This window comes from Microcoleus sp. AT9b-C3 (assembly GCF_036705485.1).
Classification (GTDB): Bacteria; Cyanobacteriota; Cyanobacteriia; order Cyanobacteriales; family Microcoleaceae; genus Microcoleus.
In genome coordinates this window covers 77,117-94,479 of the sequence record NZ_JAUBUR010000013.1, presented here as the reverse complement: position 1 = coordinate 94,479, position 17,363 = coordinate 77,117, and the positions used below count along the sequence as shown (strand labels likewise).

At 47.9% G+C, this 17,363-nt stretch carries 13 protein-coding genes; 2 read left to right on the top strand and 11 right to left on the bottom strand.

Translation table 11 applies throughout. The features are described 5' to 3' along the window. Positions 1 to 20: 20 nt before the first annotated feature. The 4 genes from QUB77_RS14415 to QUB77_RS14400 form a co-directional block, all read right to left on the bottom strand. Complete coding sequence (locus tag QUB77_RS14415) at positions 21 to 224, bottom strand: hypothetical protein (protein WP_333176454.1); 204 nt, start codon at positions 222 to 224, stop codon at positions 21 to 23. 236 nt (positions 225 to 460) lie between these two features. Further along, positions 461 to 1,054 carry a hypothetical protein gene (locus QUB77_RS14410; protein ID WP_333176456.1) on the bottom strand — a complete coding sequence of 198 codons (594 nt, stop codon included), beginning with the start codon at positions 1,052 to 1,054 and terminating at the stop codon, positions 461 to 463. A 606-nt stretch (positions 1,055 to 1,660) separates the two neighbouring features. After that, positions 1,661 to 5,437, bottom strand: coding sequence for a DUF3987 domain-containing protein (locus tag QUB77_RS14405; protein ID WP_333176458.1), 3,777 nt, complete (start codon positions 5,435 to 5,437; stop codon positions 1,661 to 1,663). A 123-nt stretch (positions 5,438 to 5,560) separates the two neighbouring features. Next, positions 5,561 to 5,734 (bottom strand): hypothetical protein, encoded by a 174-nt coding sequence (locus QUB77_RS14400; RefSeq protein WP_333176460.1) that lies wholly within the window; start codon positions 5,732 to 5,734, stop codon positions 5,561 to 5,563. A 544-nt stretch (positions 5,735 to 6,278) separates the two neighbouring features. Between QUB77_RS14400 and QUB77_RS14395 the strand changes: the two genes are divergently transcribed. Together QUB77_RS14395 and QUB77_RS14390 are read left to right on the top strand one after the other, a co-directional pair. Then, on the top strand, positions 6,279 to 6,602 hold the full coding sequence (locus tag QUB77_RS14395) for a helix-turn-helix transcriptional regulator (protein WP_333127736.1): 324 nt from the start codon (positions 6,279 to 6,281) through the stop codon (positions 6,600 to 6,602). Between the two features lie 152 nt (positions 6,603 to 6,754). Then, positions 6,755 to 7,030, top strand: coding sequence for a lipase (locus tag QUB77_RS14390; protein ID WP_333176462.1), 276 nt, complete (start codon positions 6,755 to 6,757; stop codon positions 7,028 to 7,030). 346 nt (positions 7,031 to 7,376) lie between these two features. On the opposite strand, the gene QUB77_RS14385 is transcribed toward QUB77_RS14390, so the two are convergent. From QUB77_RS14385 to QUB77_RS14355, 7 genes are all read right to left on the bottom strand, one after another. Beyond that, the gene (locus QUB77_RS14385) at positions 7,377 to 8,129 is read right to left on the bottom strand and encodes a hypothetical protein (protein WP_333176464.1); all 753 of its coding nucleotides are present in this window, start codon (positions 8,127 to 8,129) and stop codon (positions 7,377 to 7,379) included. 126 nt (positions 8,130 to 8,255) lie between these two features. Continuing rightward, positions 8,256 to 10,253 (bottom strand): hypothetical protein, encoded by a 1,998-nt coding sequence (locus QUB77_RS14380; protein ID WP_333176466.1) that lies wholly within the window; start codon positions 10,251 to 10,253, stop codon positions 8,256 to 8,258. A gap of 14 nt (positions 10,254 to 10,267) precedes the next feature. Beyond that, entirely contained in the window at positions 10,268 to 10,984 is a 717-nt protein-coding gene (locus tag QUB77_RS14375; protein ID WP_333176468.1) for a hypothetical protein, read from the bottom strand. 24 nt (positions 10,985 to 11,008) lie between these two features. Next, a complete protein-coding gene (locus QUB77_RS14370; RefSeq protein WP_333176470.1) occupies positions 11,009 to 12,139 on the bottom strand; it encodes a hypothetical protein in 1,131 nt (376 codons plus the stop codon). 265 nt (positions 12,140 to 12,404) lie between these two features. After that, on the bottom strand, positions 12,405 to 13,361 hold the full coding sequence (locus QUB77_RS14365) for a hypothetical protein (protein ID WP_333323155.1): 957 nt from the start codon (positions 13,359 to 13,361) through the stop codon (positions 12,405 to 12,407). A gap of 5 nt (positions 13,362 to 13,366) precedes the next feature. Next, positions 13,367 to 16,618 (bottom strand): hypothetical protein, encoded by a 3,252-nt coding sequence (locus QUB77_RS14360; RefSeq protein ID WP_333323153.1) that lies wholly within the window; start codon positions 16,616 to 16,618, stop codon positions 13,367 to 13,369. Positions 16,619 to 16,634: 16 nt separating this feature from the next. Beyond that, positions 16,635 to 17,351: a hypothetical protein gene (locus QUB77_RS14355; RefSeq protein ID WP_333323151.1), complete on the bottom strand. Its 717-nt coding sequence runs from the start codon at positions 17,349 to 17,351 to the stop codon at positions 16,635 to 16,637. Between the last annotated feature and the right edge of the window lie 12 nt (positions 17,352 to 17,363).

Below are 17,363 nucleotides of genomic sequence, written 5' to 3'. Positions count from 1 at the left end.
TGGACGAAAGTGCGCTTTCGTCAAGTCTGCCGAAAAGCTTTTATCGCTTGATGGGCCACTTGCGGGGCGCTGCGCCGAGGATGCCGGAACCCGCGTCCTTTATTGCAGTTAGATTGGCTTTTATTGCTACTCAACTGACTTAAATTCTCAGGAAAGTTGATAATTGGCAAGGTGGCGATCGCGTCTATGAGGTCTCGGAAGGTAACAGGTTTAATTGCCGCCATAACAGTACGCTCAAATAGAAGTGGCGCTTGTAATAATTAGATTATACTATTTTTTGATTCACTTTGCAAGTTGTTTTGCTAGTTTTGTTTCCCTTTAATAAAAATTTATGATTTTATTGGAAAATCGCTTATTCTGGTCAAAAGAACTGCCCAAACCTTATGAAGGCTTGGGCATTGTTATAAGTTTCGGAGGGTAAACGAGTACGCTGGTTGGTTGAGAAACTTTTCGTTCGCTGCTAGGACACTGAACGCGCACTTTCACCTAGTTCGGAAGTAGCAGATGCTAGGGTATTTGCAATCACCGCTTTGGGAGCAAGCTTGAGGATGATAGGCATCACAATTAGGGGATAATTTTCCAGCCGATTTTTGATTTGAGCCTGCAACCATTCAATAGAGGAATCAGAGCCGTTAACTTTTTGCTTGAACCCCAGTTCTGGCGCAGCAGCTTTGATGGCGCTAGCAATTTTGCGAGCTTGCCTAAGTGAAATCAGCGAAGTATTAACGGCAGGAAGTGAGGTTGTGCTTGCGCCTGAATGTGCGGCAAAATCAATTGGTTTTGCTGGTTTGTTTGGTGTTTTTTTGCCTGTGGTCTGATGGCGAGTGTGATGGGAGCTGGCTGGTTTCTCAATTTCAATTGTTGCTCCATTTACCTCGCTGTTGGCACTGTCAGATTGCGCTGCGGCTGTTGCCACATTTACTTCAGTTCGATTGTTTGTGAGTTCTTCCGATTGGACTGCTTCAGGCTCGTGCAGGAATGCTGAGGCTAAGCAAAAAAGGGTGGTAAAAAGGAAAGGCGGAAATAGTACATCGTTAATAGTTTCGATAGTCATCTGAACAAAAAACTCCCAATCAAATTTTTCGCGGTAAGCATTGCTAACCTTTTTTAGATTGCAACAGTTGACAACATGGTGCAGCATGGCTACACGGGCTGAAGAACCGGAGAATTAACTTCATCCTTTTGGATGATTAACTGAGGAGAAATCCACCTAATCTGATAATTTATTCAACGGTTCCGGCCTGCTATACAAGGATCTAAGCGGTTTCAGGAAAGCGAAAAGTTGTGTTTTCTTTCTTTGCGATCGCCTCGCGCGTGACGGGCGCCAATGCGAACGGGACATTGGCGGATGAGCATTCAGTCGTCACAATTAGCACTCTCTGCGGAGAGTGGTTTCAGTAGCTGACTTTTTTAGCTGCTCCGCGACGGTAGGCGCGGAGGTTAATCAAAAATTAATCGGACATTACCGATTTTACGGAGTGGTGCGTCCGTGAGAAAGGCAATGGAAAATTTTCCATCATCGACAAGCTGACAGGAGGCGCGCGATCGCGCGGCCTTCCATCCCACAGAAATGGAGTTCAACTTGGACAGTCACGTTGTCTAACACGATCCGCAAATTGCCTGTAGGCGTCATTATTCCGTTTTTCGGCTACGCAAGTCGTTACGGGGAACTCGCCTCACTTTCGCCCAGGGTTGGGCGTTCGGTCAGTTCAACAGTGGGGCAAGGTTGGTCAGCAGGTGTTGTGGAAGTCTGCGGCTCGATGGGTAGAATAGCGGGATTGGGCAGAAGATCGGGGCTATCGCTCACTGTGGTAGCCTCCTTGTCACTATTGCCTCGGACGCTAGACGCGCCTGGAGGTGCTAGTTCCGTAGTGCCAATGCGGTCGGGCGGTGCAGTCGGTTTTGGCACGCGATCGCCGTATAGCGGGTCGCTATCCAAGTCTGAATCGTCACCTGGATCTAACTCACCCTTCCATTCGCTGTTGGTATCGTCACTTGGATCTAACTCACCCTTCCATTCGCTGTTGGTATCGTCACTTGGATCTAACTCACCCTTCCATTCACTATTGGCATCGTCTCCTTCACCGCCTAACTCGTCGGAAATTCCGACTTCGTTCCGACCATTTTCCGACAGATTTTCATCGCCTACAATTGGCTCTGGCTCAACTTCTGAAACCTCATCGATGTCAGAATTCCGACAATTCCGACACATTTGAGCAGGCGGCGAATCCTCTTCTATTTCTGATTCGCTCACCGTTGGCGCTGCGGTAGCAGGTGGCGACTCCTCTTCTATTTTCAATTCGCTTGCTGTCGGCATTGCAGTAGCAGGTGGCGAATCCTCTTCTATTTCCAATTCGCTCGCTGTCGGCATCGCAGTAGCAGCTTCCGATACCGAGGCGCACATGGATGATGCCGGACTCACCCATTCATCTTGTAAATTGCCGGAGCGCCGCGCTGGAGTGTCGGAATTGCCGGAATAGCGGGGGAAAGGGGGTTCAACGTTAACCATGGCAAGTGCTTGGGCCATTTCTGGGATGCCGGAACTTTTGCCGGAATCTGTCGGAATTCCGACGCGAGTTTTAGATAATGGAAGCGCTCGAATGCGGAGGTCTTTTCCCTTGCCAGAGAGAAGTGCATACCCGTTTTCTGTGAGAACGGCGAAGTTGGAGCGAATTTCAGCTAATGTGGGTTTGCGCTTGCACCGTTTGAAGACGCTGTTCTGGATTTGAGCGGCTGAAACCTCCTCCCCCTTCCGCAGGGCATAGGTGTAAATTAAGGAGAGATGGGCTCCGGCCGAATCGGAGGCGTGGTTATTCGTTTGCAAGATGCGGAATTGCCCGATGCTGAACTTAGCCGCCGCGATCGCCCGCTCTAAGGTATCGAGGCCGACGCGCAGCGGGTCTGGCTTTTCTTCGTACTTCAATTCCATGCAGTGCAGCAGGAGGGCTAACCTCAAGGTTTGAGACAGCATTTTGCCCAAATAGGCAAAAAATGCTGGGTCTTCAAATTCCACTGCTTGTTGGTTGCGCCTGACTTCTTCCCACCACCGCTTCCACCGCAGATGAGCCTCGGTCGTAAACGACAGCAGAACGGGGGGCAATTCTCCACCTTCACTCGCGGCAGACAACCCCGCTAGCTCTCGGAGATCGCCGTGGAGCGATCGCAGGTGGTCGTACAATTCTTGCAATTCCCCGGAGATTGCAACTTGCGAGTCTGACCAAACTGCAAAGTTATCAGGAGTTGACGGCACCGCTATTAAAAAGCGGCTGATTAGCCCGTCGCCGTCGTCGGGGTCGCTAAACAATTGTTGGACTTTGGATAATTGAGTAGCCCCTGTCAAATTCAAGCACAAATCTTTAAGTTCAAAGGCATCTTTATCGTCAGCCCGTTCAAATTCAATATCTGCAGGCGAGTTCCACATTTGTAGCAGGATTTGCCGAGTATCTCCCCCCTTGTCTTTATACTGATCCAGCTTCAACAACCGCACCAATTCGTCGAAAACCCAAGCGCCGCCACTCCTGACCGGGAGTTCGCTCATCCGCCGCAGAACGCCTTCGGGACTTCCTGCTTCAATAAGTTGCTTGGGCACGGGGGGAGGCATTGAAGCTTTAAAGACTGCGGGATCTGACAAGCTATTTTTGAGTTTTTCTTTCTCTTGAGTAGATTTTTGTTGCCACGCTTCTTCTAGTTTTCCTAGCTGTTCTTTGAGCCGTCGATATGCGGATTTTGCTTGCTTGTAACGCTGTTTGACACTGCCAAAAACTGAGCGCATTGTCTGGCTTTTGCCAGCCGAAGCTAAAGCAACTACCATTGTCCAGAAGATAGGATACTCTACCCAACTGTCGGCTATTGTTGCACCTTCTTTGCCAATCATTCCAATATGCCCCCCCATTTGGCTACCGCAAGCGGAGAGGAGGTACTGGTAAATGTAAATGGGGTCGATGCGGTCAGAAGCGGCTTTAGTCAAAATTGAAGCGGCTAGAGGAGCGGGCAGAATTTGAGCGATGTCTAGTTGCTGTTGGCGGTAATTGAGGATTTTTTTGAGTTTTTGAACTTCTTGTGCGTGAGTTTCTCCATAGCTAATATGAGTTTCTACTTCGGTGGCTAAATCTTTTACTCCTTTCAAAGGAAACCTTTCACGGGCGGATAGTTCAATTAAAGCGGCTGTCTGTTGGGGCGGGTTGATTTCACTGTTAATAATGTCAGTGACGCGATTGTACAAGTAGTGATCGTTGTTGGATCTGTTGACACCGGAGCCGTTAGAAGAGGAACCAGGATTAGGTTCGCTGCCGCCCGTGCGATCGCTCTCTTCAGAGATTTGGTTAGCAGGATTTAGTTCGCTCGTATTGCTAATGTTTTGGGAATTTTGAGTTGCTTTCTGCTGTCCATTTTTTTGACTGTCGGCTGCACTGTGTCCCTTAAATGGTGAAGTCCACCCATCCTCTTTCGCCCAGTACGCTAGCGTGCCGATGCCCACCCCACTGCTTTTGAAACTCCTCCATTTTTTGTCGCATTCTCCCGGCTTGTATTTGGGGGATTGGCGGCTCCACTTGTCCCATTCATAGAGGAGAGAATCATCGATGGAGTTGAGAACCATGCCCACGACGCACCATTCGTCGTAGTTATCGGCGCGGCCGGGAGACAGAGCAGCTAGGTAGGATAGCGCCCAATCGATATCAGTCCACTCGGGTTCTGGGCGGTGAGTGCGGTGTAGGTGTGGCCGGCGGGGGGCGGGAGCGGTAGAATTGGCTTCAGCTTCTTCTAGAGCTTTTTCTAGAGGGAGGTGTTCAGAATTTTCTGATTCCCCCAGCGGTTCGGTCAGCATTTGTTCAACGATCCACTGGGGGGCTAATGCCACGCTCGTTTCATCGGGAGCGCAGCCTTTGAGCCAGACGTACTCGCCAGTAGTCGGGTGGACGCTGTTCGGCAGGCAAGATTGCAACCCCGCCCAGCGGAGTTCGAGCTGTTCGCCTTTGCCGTCGTCTCCGATAGCGTCTGTGGGGAATTTTTTGGTGCGGATAGCTCCGGCGTATTGTTCTGGGACTAGGAATAGGTATTGGCAGCGGCCGGGCCGATTGGAGGTAAATGCGACGGTGTGGGGTAATTCTTCGCCATCGGACAGTTCAAGGATTTTCGCTCTAGCACTAGCTCCGTCTTGGTCTACTGCCATTAAATAGTAGGTGCTCCCGTTGGCAGCGATCGCAGTTCCAGTGATCAACCCATATCCTTTGGGGTAGCAGCGGTATTGAGTGCCGTCGGCTCTATCTACCATTTGGCCAAGAGTTACAGCTTCTTTCATTTGGGCGGGACTGAGCGGTTTTTGCTGCCAGCCCGTGCCTTGAGGGACTTTCTTGCCGTCGAGCAAGCAGAGTTGCCAGTCTTGAGGAATCCGCGACAAGCCCTGGTACAGGCGGGTGCTTAGGTCGTTGTAGTGCATTTTGGCTCCTATTCCAAAGGGTAGAGGAAGCCGAATGTTGGAGCAGCAAATGTCTTAAATACTAGAAATTATAAGACATACCTATTGATTCAGTGCTTCTAATGGTTTAATATGGAAAAACCATCAAGGCAGCTTCAACAAGTCGGCCAGAGATGTACTATCAAAAGCTGGCTCTAACAAGTCGGCCAGAGATGTACCATCAAAAGCTGGCTCTAACAAGTCGGTCAGAGATGTACCATCAAAAGCTGGCTCTAACAAGTCGGCCAGAGATGTACCATCATCAAGAGTCGGCTCCAACAAGTCGGCCGATAGATGTGATGTACCGCCATCAAAAGTCGGTTAAGTCCGACCGATGGAAGTACAGTCAAGAGTCTGCCCGATCTGGCAGTTAACTCTAAGTCAGATGACAACTTCAGTAGCTCCGGTGGCGATCGCTGTCAAACAGCCGTCGGTGTTTAATGTCTGGGAAGAGTTCAGTTCAGAAAAAAATCAGAATGGGGATTCTAAGGTTGTTTTTCTGTACAACTGTATCTCTTCCACTGGTAGAATAGCCTCACTTGCGATTCAGACTAGGATTAGGGTGAGGCCAAATTTTTAGAGGATGTGATAAAAGTATTTATCATTTAACCAGCATATAGCCAAGTTTAACTTTTATCAAGTAAAGAATTGTTACGTTTTGGGTCAAAGTATTAGTGGCTATCATTATCCCCTCTAAGGCTAGCGATTGGAATTTAGATTAAGTTAGGCGAATCATACTATTGACTGTAAAACGAGTTATTCTGGTATAATACAGGCGATACAATTATGCCTGTGGCAACTCCTTAGCTATTAGAAAACAGGAATGTCAACGAAAGTAGAGGAAAATTTAGCGTTCGATAGTGGAATCCAGAAACGTCTCGGTCAGTTAATAGAGGCGTTGGTGGAGGATGAGCGCGTTGGTAGTTCTAGGGAACTAGGAAGGATTACAGGAGTTTCATTCAACACGCTGGTGAACTGGAGCGAGGGCAAAGCCGATCCCAGATTGCAAAAGTTAGTCCAGTTTGCCTATGCGATCGGTTGGTCTATGACAGAGTTGATGCAATATGCGGAAGGGGATGAAGATCCCTATGAGGCGATCACTCGTAAAAAAAAAGCACGACAGCAGAAGTATCGGAAAGCGTCTTAACAAGAGAAAAAGATCCATTTATTCAATATTTCAAGGCCACGGTAACTGCCGAACAAATTCAGAAGCGCGACTTATTTTTACAACGTATTAAAGCTGATTTATTACCGGATATAACATCCCGCAAAAGGCTTTATGTCTTGTTAATAGACAGCATGGCAGTTAAGGGTATTTCCGAATTAGATATCTTTGAAAAAACTTCTATTACAGAAAAATTACTGTCGAAGATTCGGAATCTCGACATGGAATTTCAGTTCGGTCGTTCCTACTTAGAACAGTTAGCGCCCTATCTTTTTCAAGTGGAGGATTGGGAAGAGTTAAGACCTGTTTTTAAGGTGCCATACATCTCTTATCAGGGGTGGGTTGATAATCTGATTGAAGACTTACAAGTGGCTGAACCCCTATCTATAGCTATAGCTTCAATGAGATAGTTCCTAAAAAATGACCGATAAATTTGAGATGGGAAAGTAGGAACTGAGGTCAAACTTAGAGTAAAATAACCAAGTTTTGTGTTGCTGAATTGAGGTAGGATTTAGCAATCGCGTGCGGTGAGTAATGCTCGATAGGAATAATTAATTGAATATGGAACGGGAACATCACTTCGGACAGTTTTAGAGTGTCAACCATAGAATGCGGGTTTTAGCCCGAGCTCAAAGCAAAACTACCAACAAAAAATCAAGGATTTCAGGCTTTGAGCTAAAAACTGTCCGGACTATTGCTTGATACGAAGTTGAAATTTTTGGTTGAGCAAACGGATTTAATTTCCTAGAGTTCGAGTTAAAGGGAGAGCTTTTGAGATGGCGTTTTTGGAATTTCAAACAAAGGTTCGCGGCTCAACCCTAACTGCCCTAGTGAAATAACAACAGACATTGATAGATTAGTTTTCTCAGCAGCTTTAGCAATAGTTGTGCCATTTCGAGCTAGAGCGATGAACTCTCGAACTTTGAAAACAACGGGATCATTGGGAGGCGTGTAACCTCTTCGGATGGCAATGTCTAATCCCCCTTCGATGTCCCTGAGCGCCGCCGTTCGATTGTCTGCTAAAGTTACGCTTGGCTCCTGCCCGGGCACTACCGTAGAGATGGCAATGCCATTATTAGTAGGTTGCCCGTCCCGGTGAACGACATTGAAAGTATAAAGGCGTTCAATTCCTTCAGGAGAGCGAGTTTTAATGAACAGGTTAGTAATGTTTGCTGTTGTAGCGCCCGGAAATTGTAAGGGTTGAATCGGTTGGACAAATATGGTTCTAGCTTGGTTAGTTTTTAATTCAGCATCAGTGTTAAAGACAGCCCTGGACGGATCTGCCAACCGGATGTACGTAATGACTTCACCAGTCTGGCTAAAGTCAATAACGCTGGAACGACCAGACCATACTTGAAGGTTGGTAGTTGCATTTGTTGCTGCATCTCTTCCTACAATTTTTAGCGCCGATGCTTGAGCTTGCCCAATATTGACATTGCTGAATGCAGTGGCAATTAGTAAGGCAGGAGAAAGTAAAGCCAGACGAATTTTTCGAGTGAGTTTTTTCATGGTTATATTACCTCCAAGATTTTTGTATAAAGCCCGGTGTGAGTAAGCCGAGTCATGGAAAGAGGGAGTCCAAGAAGTGATTCTTGGAATCTCCGTTCCTTTAGGGCGGGGAAGATGTCAACTCCGTTATCTCTGCACTGTGACAAAGGCATTGACAAATACTGAAACTTGAGTTCCTTCTGGTACGATCGCCACATTGCCTCGCTTCAAAAGTTCTTGCGCGTCGCGATCCGCTCTTTCTCGCAGCCGTTGGGCAGTAGGTGTAAAGAATCCCTCTAAAGCGGCTGCTAGGATGTTGGGTTCACGCGAGGTTGTTGTTTTAATAGCCGTACTTCCAAAAAAGCCGCTCTGCTGGCTGAAATTTTCTTGGGCGGGTCGATTAATTATTTCTCCTACCCGCCCCAAGCTGCCGAGAATTCCCACTAAAATATCAGCCTTGGCTATTTCAGAACCTCTGTCAAATAAACTGTCGGCAATGAGAGGTTGGTTATCGGTTCCGCGAACGATTAAGTATCCGGGAGGAATGGGTACTTGTTGGATGCGGCCAGCAGAATCGGGGTAAACAAGCGCCACCACGCTTTGAGAAACCAGGCGATTTCCGCGCGTGACATTTTCTACTTGAGTGATTAAGACGGTGCCAGATGGTAAGGCGATCGCCCCGTCAGTTGCTATCACGTCCTCGGTCAATTGGACGGCAAACCTTCCGGCTGTTGGGCTTTGGCCTGCTTCGTCCCAAATCATCGGCACGATTACCTTGGCAAGAGCAGATGACCCGATGGCTATCTCTCTCATTGCTGTGCTGCCTTCAGTGTTTTCGTCGGCGGTCGTGCGGTTGAGGATTCCAGCTTCTCCAGGACTCATGACCTTGGCGTTTACAGCCGAGCCAGCAGCTCCAATTGCGATCGCGGGTATCTCTTGCATTGGTGCAGCCGATTGTGGGCTTTTTGGCGAACTGACTAGCACTGGCTGCGGGTTTTGAGAAATCGGCGGCACCGGCTGCTGTTGGGACAATGGTACCGGTGCTGCTACTGGCGCAATTGCTACTGCACTGGGGGGCGGTGCCGATACTGGCATTGCTGGCGGCACGGCAGGGTAGCTTGCCGCTGTCATCCCCGGCGCGATTGCGCTAGGAAAAGTTGCGGAACTGGCAGAAATACCTCCAGCATTTAGCTCTTTAATTGCTTGACCTCTGCTTTGCCCCAGAGAAGCTAATTGCGCCCAGCGCTCGTAAGGGTCTACTTTTTCTGGTGAAGGCGACCGGGGTGGTGGCGCAGGTCGAAGTGCCAGCAGTGCGGGTGGCGGCACAGGGCGCGGTAATGGCGTCGGACGAGGGCGAGGCGGGGGCGGTGCAGGTGGCTGTGCAGGGCGCGGTAACGGCGGCTGTGGAGGAGGAATGGTCTGTACAGTCCTTGGCGGTGGCGGATTAAAGTTTTGAACCGGCCTCGGGGTTTGAGACCTTCTAGCGGCTGGTGCAGGTTTTGGTGCAGGCGTCGGTTTGGAAGCAGGGGTCGATCGATTTTTAGGTTCAGGCGGCTGAACTTCTAGCGCCCGCTGCTGATCTTGAAATGCCAGCCGGCTTTTTAGTTCTCCTGACTCGTCTTTAGAAACTTGAGTCGGTTTAGGGTTCGGCGTCTTTGCCTGTTGGCGGACAGGTTTAGGAGCAAAGAACACAAACCAAAAGAATCCCAAGATGCCGAGAACTGCGCCAGTACCCATTAATACTGAAAACGTCCGAACTTCGGGCTTCTCAGAAACAGGATGAGTTTCTGCTCCTTCGTTGTCCTGTTTAATTCTGTGTTCAGAGGTCAATAATTCATCGGTTTCTCCGTCATGTCCAGCTAATTCTCTTTCCTCCTCACGGCTCAACTTTTTACCATTGCTGCTAGCGCCATTAGAAGCGTTAGCTGCCTGAAAACCGTTAGAACTGTTGGAAAAGTTATTGGCTCCATTAGAGGAGTTGTTGCCATTAAAACTGTTGGAAAAGTTATTAGCTCCATTAGAGGAGTTGTTGCCATTAAAAGGGTGGCTAGTTGTGCTGCTAGGCGGCGTACTGTAGGAACTTTCTTCAATTTCATCGGGTTCGCCATCAAATTCGCGCCAATTTTGAAGTTCTGTTTCGTTCATGTTTTTACCTGCTATTAATTGGGTTTAAATTCGGTAATTTTGTTGATTTCTAGGCCCGCCGAGCGAAGCTCATAAACTTTTTGTTCAAAAGCTGAGGCTTGGCTACCTAGCGGCGGGGTTTGGATTTCTACAGCTTTGATTCGGAAAGTGCGATTGAAAGGAATTCTTTCATCGATTCCTGACGTGCGATCGACGAGCAACCGGGTAGCAATCATGTCAATTTCCCATTCGCCCGGACGGACTTCTCTGGGTTCGGATAAAAAAGAAATGATGACAGTTGCTCGCAATTGACCCGTAAAAACTTTATTGGGGACGAGTTCAGCTATGTCAGGGAGAGAAGCTTTGCCAAAATTGGGTTCTAGGAGTAACGAAGCAAAATAACTGCTGGTAGGAACTCGTTTGGAATTGACTTTAATTCCTGAATCTGTATCGTTAGTTCCTGGTATTTTATTGTCCCAATTGAAGGTTAACTCTGCCCAAGTTTTGACAAAATTTTGGATAACTGAGGGATACCGAAAAAACCGATCTCGTTCCGCTACATAGTAAGTTTGACCGTTGATTAGCTGGACTTGCGTTGTCTTCATAGCAGCTACCGAGTTGATTCGGTACGCGACGAACAGGTGCAGAATTAGGGAGAGGATATTCACTCCAGTTAAGATGAGGAAGCACAATGCCAGTAGATTTTTAGCTTCTGGCAACAATGCAGTTTGTGAAAATCTTTGTAGTTTCATAAAATCTTTCGGTAATTAGTGACATCACTTAAATCCTTTGTTCATTGCCAAATTAGCGGCTGCTCCTATAGCGTTGCTCAAAACATCGATGAGTTGTTTGGCATTGCTAGCGATGCCGCTGTACAGGGCAATTCCTCCTCCGCCGGCGATTAATAGAGCTAATCCGGGTGCGAAAATGCTGATTAAAAAGAGAAAGGCAACATCGCTAGCTAATTCGGCTCCAGAATTGACTAGCACGGTGGCTGCCAATCCGACGACGATGTTATATCCAAGTTGGACGCCAAATAAACTCAGAAATCCAGTTGCCCAAGCCCAAATCGGTCGGCCCTGCAAGGGAAGTAGCGACAGCCCCATCGCGATCGGGGAAAAGAGTGCTGTTAGTAAGAGCGCTGCTTCCAGGATGTTGACAAACGCCCACTGGATGCTATACAGAATGAATCGGATGATTGGCACTGCTTTTTCTCTAAACACTGAACCGGGGTCAGTTATAAAAGTCGCGGCATCTTGAGCAGCGCCGGGCAAGCTATTATTCCAGAGGATTTCAGCAAAAGCCCGCAGCGCTTGCAGAGGGGCTGAGCCGGCGGCTTGCCTTTCAGCTTCGCTAACAATTTTCTGAGCAGCTTCTTGCTTGGAATTCCAGCAAGTAACCAGCTCTTCTCCTACTTTATTTCGGCATTCGCCGTAGAGATTTTCTAGTTGTTGCCGGCCGATGTTGCTGATAGTGACGTTGGCGATCGCGTCCCTAAATGTCATTTCTCCTAGTTGCGCTTCGAGGACACCTTGGACTTGCCTGTAAGCAAAGCTCCTGGTAAAAATGACGGTATTTGCTAGCAATTTGCCGTTAGCGCCGAGGAACAGCATGATGACGAGCGGCCAGACGAACAGTGCTGCCAGTTCTGACCATGACTGCTTTTCGATAATGTCTTTCCCGCTGCTTAGAGTTAAGAAGAGGATGCTGACGGCTGCTAGGGTGATGCCGAGCGATACTAAACCGACCCACAGCCCAGAAGCGATCGGGTCAATCGTGCTAATCCAAACTTTGTCCCAAGATTCTGAGGTAGTCTTAGCCAGGTTAATTGACTCGCTAACAATGTCCAAGGATGACCCTTCTGCGCCACTCGTCGGTGGTGTAATTTGTGCTAGAAATTCCATCATTTGTTTTTAGGGAAAAACTTCAAATTTGTATTCAACAACACGGTCAGTCTGCACGCAAACTAGGCAATAGTCATCGGTGATGCCTGCTTGCTCCCCAACTTTGCATTCAAGCCAGCCGTGTTAGAAGCGCTTGACAAACTTTTTAAGAGCGATGCTTGACAATTTTTTTTAGAGCGATACAGTCAACAGCTACGCTCAATTTGTGTTGTCAAAATCTTTGCTAAGCCAAGAGACGATCGCCGATTCAATTTAGCTGCTCGGAGCATTAATCGGGAGCGACGAACCTGTTAGCTGAAATCGGGGTTGTGCTGCTGCCACTCGGTTTTCCCAAGTAGCCGCCGCCGGGGAGCATCAGCATTCCCGCCTGGTAGCTGGCTTGGTTTCCAGACGCAGTGCTGCCTCGGCGATCGCCCGTGTTGAGCGCGGATATTTCCTTAGCAGCTTGCGACAGCAGCACGTTATTAATGGCCCGATCTGTGCGAGCTTGCTGAGCTTCCTGTAAATTTCGCATCTGGACTTGTGCGCCCAATGCGGTCTGCTGCGAGAGGTTTTGGAGAATTTGTTGAGTAACGTCGAGGCTCTGCGATTCTTCGCCCAATTGGACGTTTTGTTCGGTATCTTGTCGAGTTGCTTCTAACACTTGGAAGCTGTTGTTTTGAGCTTCTTTGCTGAGGGTTGCTCCGTCAGCTATGCCGATAGCGGCGCTGCGCTGAGCTTGAGCGTCTAAGTCAGACATGATGGTATATGAACCTTTGCCGTCTAATTTGCTCGACTTAGTTTCGAGTAAATCTGACAGTTTCGTTCCTTCTGTCTGGGACGTTGGAGCTTTAATAATTTGGCTGCTGACTTGGCTCAAATCAGGAATTTGGATAGCTCCGAGAGAAGAGGAAAGGAGTTCGTTTAAAGAGCCAAATAGCTCGTTTTGCACGAAACCTTGGATGTCGCCGATAAAATCGTTGACTTGTTTGAAAACATCTTCAATGGGAGCTAAGAAACTTCCTGCAGTTGGGGCTGGATATCTCACAGCCGATTCTTGTGTATTTGGTACGAAAACGCTTGGGGTTGGAGCTTTCACGGCCGCTTCTTGTGTACCGGGCACGAAAGGAGGAGTTGCTTGAGCTAAACTTGGCGTGACTTGAACGATTAATTCCAAGCTGGCTAACAGGGAAACTGCTGCTAGTTTTGTAGCAGGTTGCTGCATCAATTGAAGTCGGTATTTCATGCGAGTTATTTTGGTATTTTTGCAAAAAATTGAGAATTGTTGCTGTGAAAGTCGGATGCCATTTTTTGCTGAGCATTGGCAGCTATGGTAGTAATTTCTAAATTTTGACCAATGTGGTCAAAGCCTTTTCCTTCTTTCACTGCTGCAATGTATTCTTGGGTGAAATGCTTTAGCCCTTGAAGCTGCCCTTTGAGGGTAGGAGGATATTGAGCCATGATGCGATCTCGGGCTTCTTTTTCATTTTGATTGTTAGCAACTGATGCCAACATCATCTCTCCGGGGTAGAATCGCGATCGCCAAAATCTTCCTCCTTTCTCAATCAGCCAGCACGAGTAGAGGTCAGCAGCTCTTGGCAGAAAAGATTCCGTTGCATTTGAACTGATAATTTGCGGGTCGTACCCCAAATATTTGTGAGCGGCTGCCACCCCAGAATTGGTTATTCTTCCGGTAATTCGGTAGACCATATTTTGCAGAATTTGTGTTCCTGCGGAACATTCGCAGATAGCATCAAAATCTTGGCTCAATAGCAAGACAGCTATGCCATCTTTTCTGCCAGTGGCGCAGAGTTCGCCGACAACTGATGCAAAACCATCTTTTTTGAGTAGGACGCTCAATTCATCTCCAATAAATAAGCTTTTGGGGTGAGAAAGAGCGTTGCGGATGCAAGCAGCATGGGCGTTAATTGCCATTAAATAGGCATCTTGTTCGTTAGACAGTCCCGATAGGGCAAAAAACTTAACAGCAGGTTCCGGCGAAAACGTGCTGGGCTGACCGATCGCTTTTCCCAAGCGGGATGTTAGCAAAGCATTTCCTTGGCTGAGGATTTGATTGATGGCTAGCCTATCCAGTTCTTCAAACGATTTGAGGTTGAGCCTTTCTTTGCTGCAAAACCTCAGCAAATCTTGGAGAGTTGGCATTTGCTGCCATTCGGGAGATTGCCACCCTCTTTCAAATGCCTTGTTGTAGCGAGCGATGATTTCTGGATCTCTAAGGTACATATCGAGCATTCGCAGGATAATTGAATCTACCCGCTGGGCTAAGTGGGGATGGTGAATTTTGCCCATTGCGATCGCCACCAGAGCTTTGCGGATAAATTCTTTCCAAGATTCCATCCGCCGCTCTCTTTCGGCTTTGTCGAACTTGCGGAGGTCTGGCGGTTCTACTAAATTGCTAGATCCTTGACTGATGTCGTAATATGCGCCTTGGTCGCCCAAAAGTTCGATCGCGGTTTTGAAGGTACTGTTACCCCCGCTGCTGATGTCCATCCCGACAACAGGGATATTATTCGCCAGAGCTTCAGCGGTAAAACGCCACCCCAAAACGCTCTTGCCTGAACCAGATTCGCCAGTAATTAAAGCGCGGCTAATTTGGCTGTAGAACAAGTCAATAAAAATTGGCTTTCCGCCTCGATGGGTAATAAATTCAACTCCTTTTTTATCCAAATCGCGGGGAACTGTTAGTGGCAGAATTCCAGCAGCAGTTTCAGTGTCGAGGGTGAGGCGGCGTTCGCTCAAAAATGAACCGCTATGCAGCAACCATTTCCAAGTAATGGGCAGGCATTGCAGCCAAATATCCCAGGCAACGTTCCGCTCGCGGATGACTTTCGCAGTTCCAAAACTATTAGAGAGTACGTTACAGGCTTGGCTTAATTCTTCCGCAGTGTTTCTGTACACTAAAAAGGCAACGGCTGCATTGAGGGGTACGGCTCCTTGGTAAAGCCGACGCTGGGCGTCGAAAGATTCCTCCTGTTTAATTTCAGCGCCAATATCGCGCCCTTGCCCTTTAGTTATAGCTCTGCTGCTAGCGGCTTTTGCTCCTTTCGCTTGTCGGGCCAAATTATCATTAATTACAAGGGAATTTCCGGCGCTAATTTCTACAATAGCTTCTGTATCGCGGACGTAGCTTGAGGACATCACCTCCCAAATCCATTTCAATTGCTGGCGGGTATTAATCCAGCCTGCGGGCGCGTCATACATTGTCAGAACAGCGCATTCTTTTCCCTTTCCCGTCAGATAGACGCGGTTGTTGCTCTTGCGGTGTTCTGGGCAGGAGGATACGCCATTCGTTCCTTCAATCAAAACTGTACAAATGTGTTTGTCAGTCGTCTTAATTTCGCTGAGTTGATAGCCAGAAGGCGTTTCTTCAAGTTTAACAACTTGAGGGATTTGCGGTGGTTTACTGCTGTTAAATCGCTGCCACAGCCACTCCCAAAGTTCAGATGAATTCATGGGACTAATTTCGAGTCCCATTTTGGTATTCAGGAGAATTTCCCAGCGGAGGAATCCTTGTTCAAAAGAGTTGAGTAGCAGTTTCGTGTAAAATTGCTCTCTGTAAATTCGCGTGTTGCCCGCAATGGTTTCCACAATCGAATCGCACAATTTTTTGACCCCATCAATGGCTTTGCCAATGAAATCCCTGGAGATGGTTTCGCCTTCGTTATCGGCCGTCCAAGTACAGAAAGCAATTTGCTCCCATACCTGCCTGGTACCTTGATGAGTTTGTTGGCGGAGGCGGTACTGTTCGTTTCGGAGCAGTACAGATACAGGTTGGAGTTCAGCGGTGTCAGCCAATTGCTCTAACTCTTTTTGCCTCGCAGCATCACTGCTGTAACAGCCGGCGCAGAAAGTAATTTTTTCACTGGGTGGGATGTCTTTCATTCCTTCTTCAAGAGAAGCTGCAAATGCCGACACTTCGTTCCTAAACAGTAGGTTGTGAAGCCCTCGGAGGCGGAATCCAAATACCAGTTGGTAGTTAGTCCCGTTATTGAGGAGCATCCCAGACACTTGCCTGCCATCTTTTTCAATTTCCACCAAACAGCAGAGGTTAATTTCATTTTGGAAAGGCATAAATTTGCTCCTTCCACCATATTGATTGGGTACAATTTTGGGCTTCAATTTGACTCGCATTTGCGAATCGTAAGGCTTGCCTTGGATGCTAGGAGGGCGCAGGGAAGAGATGGGAGAAATATAGAAGCTGTCGCCGCTGCACCACTCATCTCCGGGGGGCTTGCGGAACTTGTCAGTAAAAAGGTGGGGTTGATTTCCTGTTAGGAGCCACCAGCTTACAATCAGCCAAAGCGAGACAGTGAAGAACCAACCCAGTCCCAGGCTAAATAGACCCATCGTTAAGATGTATGCAATGGCGGTCAAGAAGCACCAAGGTAGAATTTGATTGGCTGGAATAAACCCGATACTTGCTTGTTTGCCCAGGATTTTATTGACTCTGATAAAGTCTTTTTCGGGATCTTGCAAAGCCATTGGTGACTCCTTTTTCTTAGTTCCAAAAGGTCAGACTTGTAATCACTCCCAGCGGAGGAAGGTTGGGAACCAAGCCGGCTGTAGTACCGCTGCCGTCGCCGACGAACAAGAACGTTATTACGTCTATGGCAATCACAATGCCGAAGGCGAGGGCAATTTGGGTGACAATTGGACGCCAATCATTGCCTTGTTGCGCTTGGTTGTAAGCGAATAAAGCTGCGGCGGCTACTAGCAAGAGAAATACGCCTCGAATGGCATTGAAAATTAAAACGATCGTTGATTCGTCAATGGCTGTTCCTCCTCCTGCTGCTCCAGCTTCGCTTGCTAGATTGGTCATAAACGCTTGGAGACCGCTTAGAAAAATGGCTTGTGCTGGGGTCTGAAAGTTATTCAGGAACATTGTTACTGTTATGACAGCGACAGCTAAATGCCAAAAGCGAATTTTGCTGCCCAGCAGTTTTTCGAGGATGGGAACGCTGCGGGTAATTTGCCATAGTCCGAAGAACACCAGAGATGCACAGCTAAATACGCTGACAAATAAGGGCTGGACAAGAGTTAGATAAATGGCTGCAATTAGGCAAATTGCAATGAAGGCTAAATCGGCGTTATTGAGCTTGAATTTACGCATGAATGTGCTAAAATGGCTGCGGCGCTTGTGGGTAATGCCTAGGTTAGTAACCCTTGCGCGATCGTTATGAGAGCGGTAGTTGTTGTTCAAGTAATCGTTTTGCATTGAATTTTTCCT

Bases quoted from the DNA above. Each gene is read 5' to 3' on its own strand.
- QUB77_RS14415 (WP_333176454.1), bottom strand. From the start codon at position 224: ATGGCGGCAATTAAACCTGTTACCTTCCGAGACCTCATAGACGCGATC.
- QUB77_RS14410 (WP_333176456.1), bottom strand. From the start codon at position 1,054: ATGACTATCGAAACTATTAACGATGTACTATTTCCGCCTTTCCTTTTT.
- QUB77_RS14405 (WP_333176458.1), bottom strand. From the start codon at position 5,437: ATGCACTACAACGACCTAAGCACCCGCCTGTACCAGGGCTTGTCGCGG.
- QUB77_RS14395 (WP_333127736.1), top strand. From the start codon at position 6,279: ATGTCAACGAAAGTAGAGGAAAATTTAGCGTTCGATAGTGGAATCCAG.
- QUB77_RS14390 (WP_333176462.1), top strand. From the start codon at position 6,755: ATGGCAGTTAAGGGTATTTCCGAATTAGATATCTTTGAAAAAACTTCT.
- QUB77_RS14385 (WP_333176464.1), bottom strand. From the start codon at position 8,129: ATGAAAAAACTCACTCGAAAAATTCGTCTGGCTTTACTTTCTCCTGCC.
- QUB77_RS14380 (WP_333176466.1), bottom strand. From the start codon at position 10,253: ATGAACGAAACAGAACTTCAAAATTGGCGCGAATTTGATGGCGAACCC.
- QUB77_RS14375 (WP_333176468.1), bottom strand. From the start codon at position 10,984: ATGAAACTACAAAGATTTTCACAAACTGCATTGTTGCCAGAAGCTAAA.
- QUB77_RS14370 (WP_333176470.1), bottom strand. From the start codon at position 12,139: ATGATGGAATTTCTAGCACAAATTACACCACCGACGAGTGGCGCAGAA.
- QUB77_RS14365 (WP_333323155.1), bottom strand. From the start codon at position 13,361: ATGAAATACCGACTTCAATTGATGCAGCAACCTGCTACAAAACTAGCA.
- QUB77_RS14360 (WP_333323153.1), bottom strand. From the start codon at position 16,618: ATGGCTTTGCAAGATCCCGAAAAAGACTTTATCAGAGTCAATAAAATC.
- QUB77_RS14355 (WP_333323151.1), bottom strand. From the start codon at position 17,351: ATGCAAAACGATTACTTGAACAACAACTACCGCTCTCATAACGATCGC.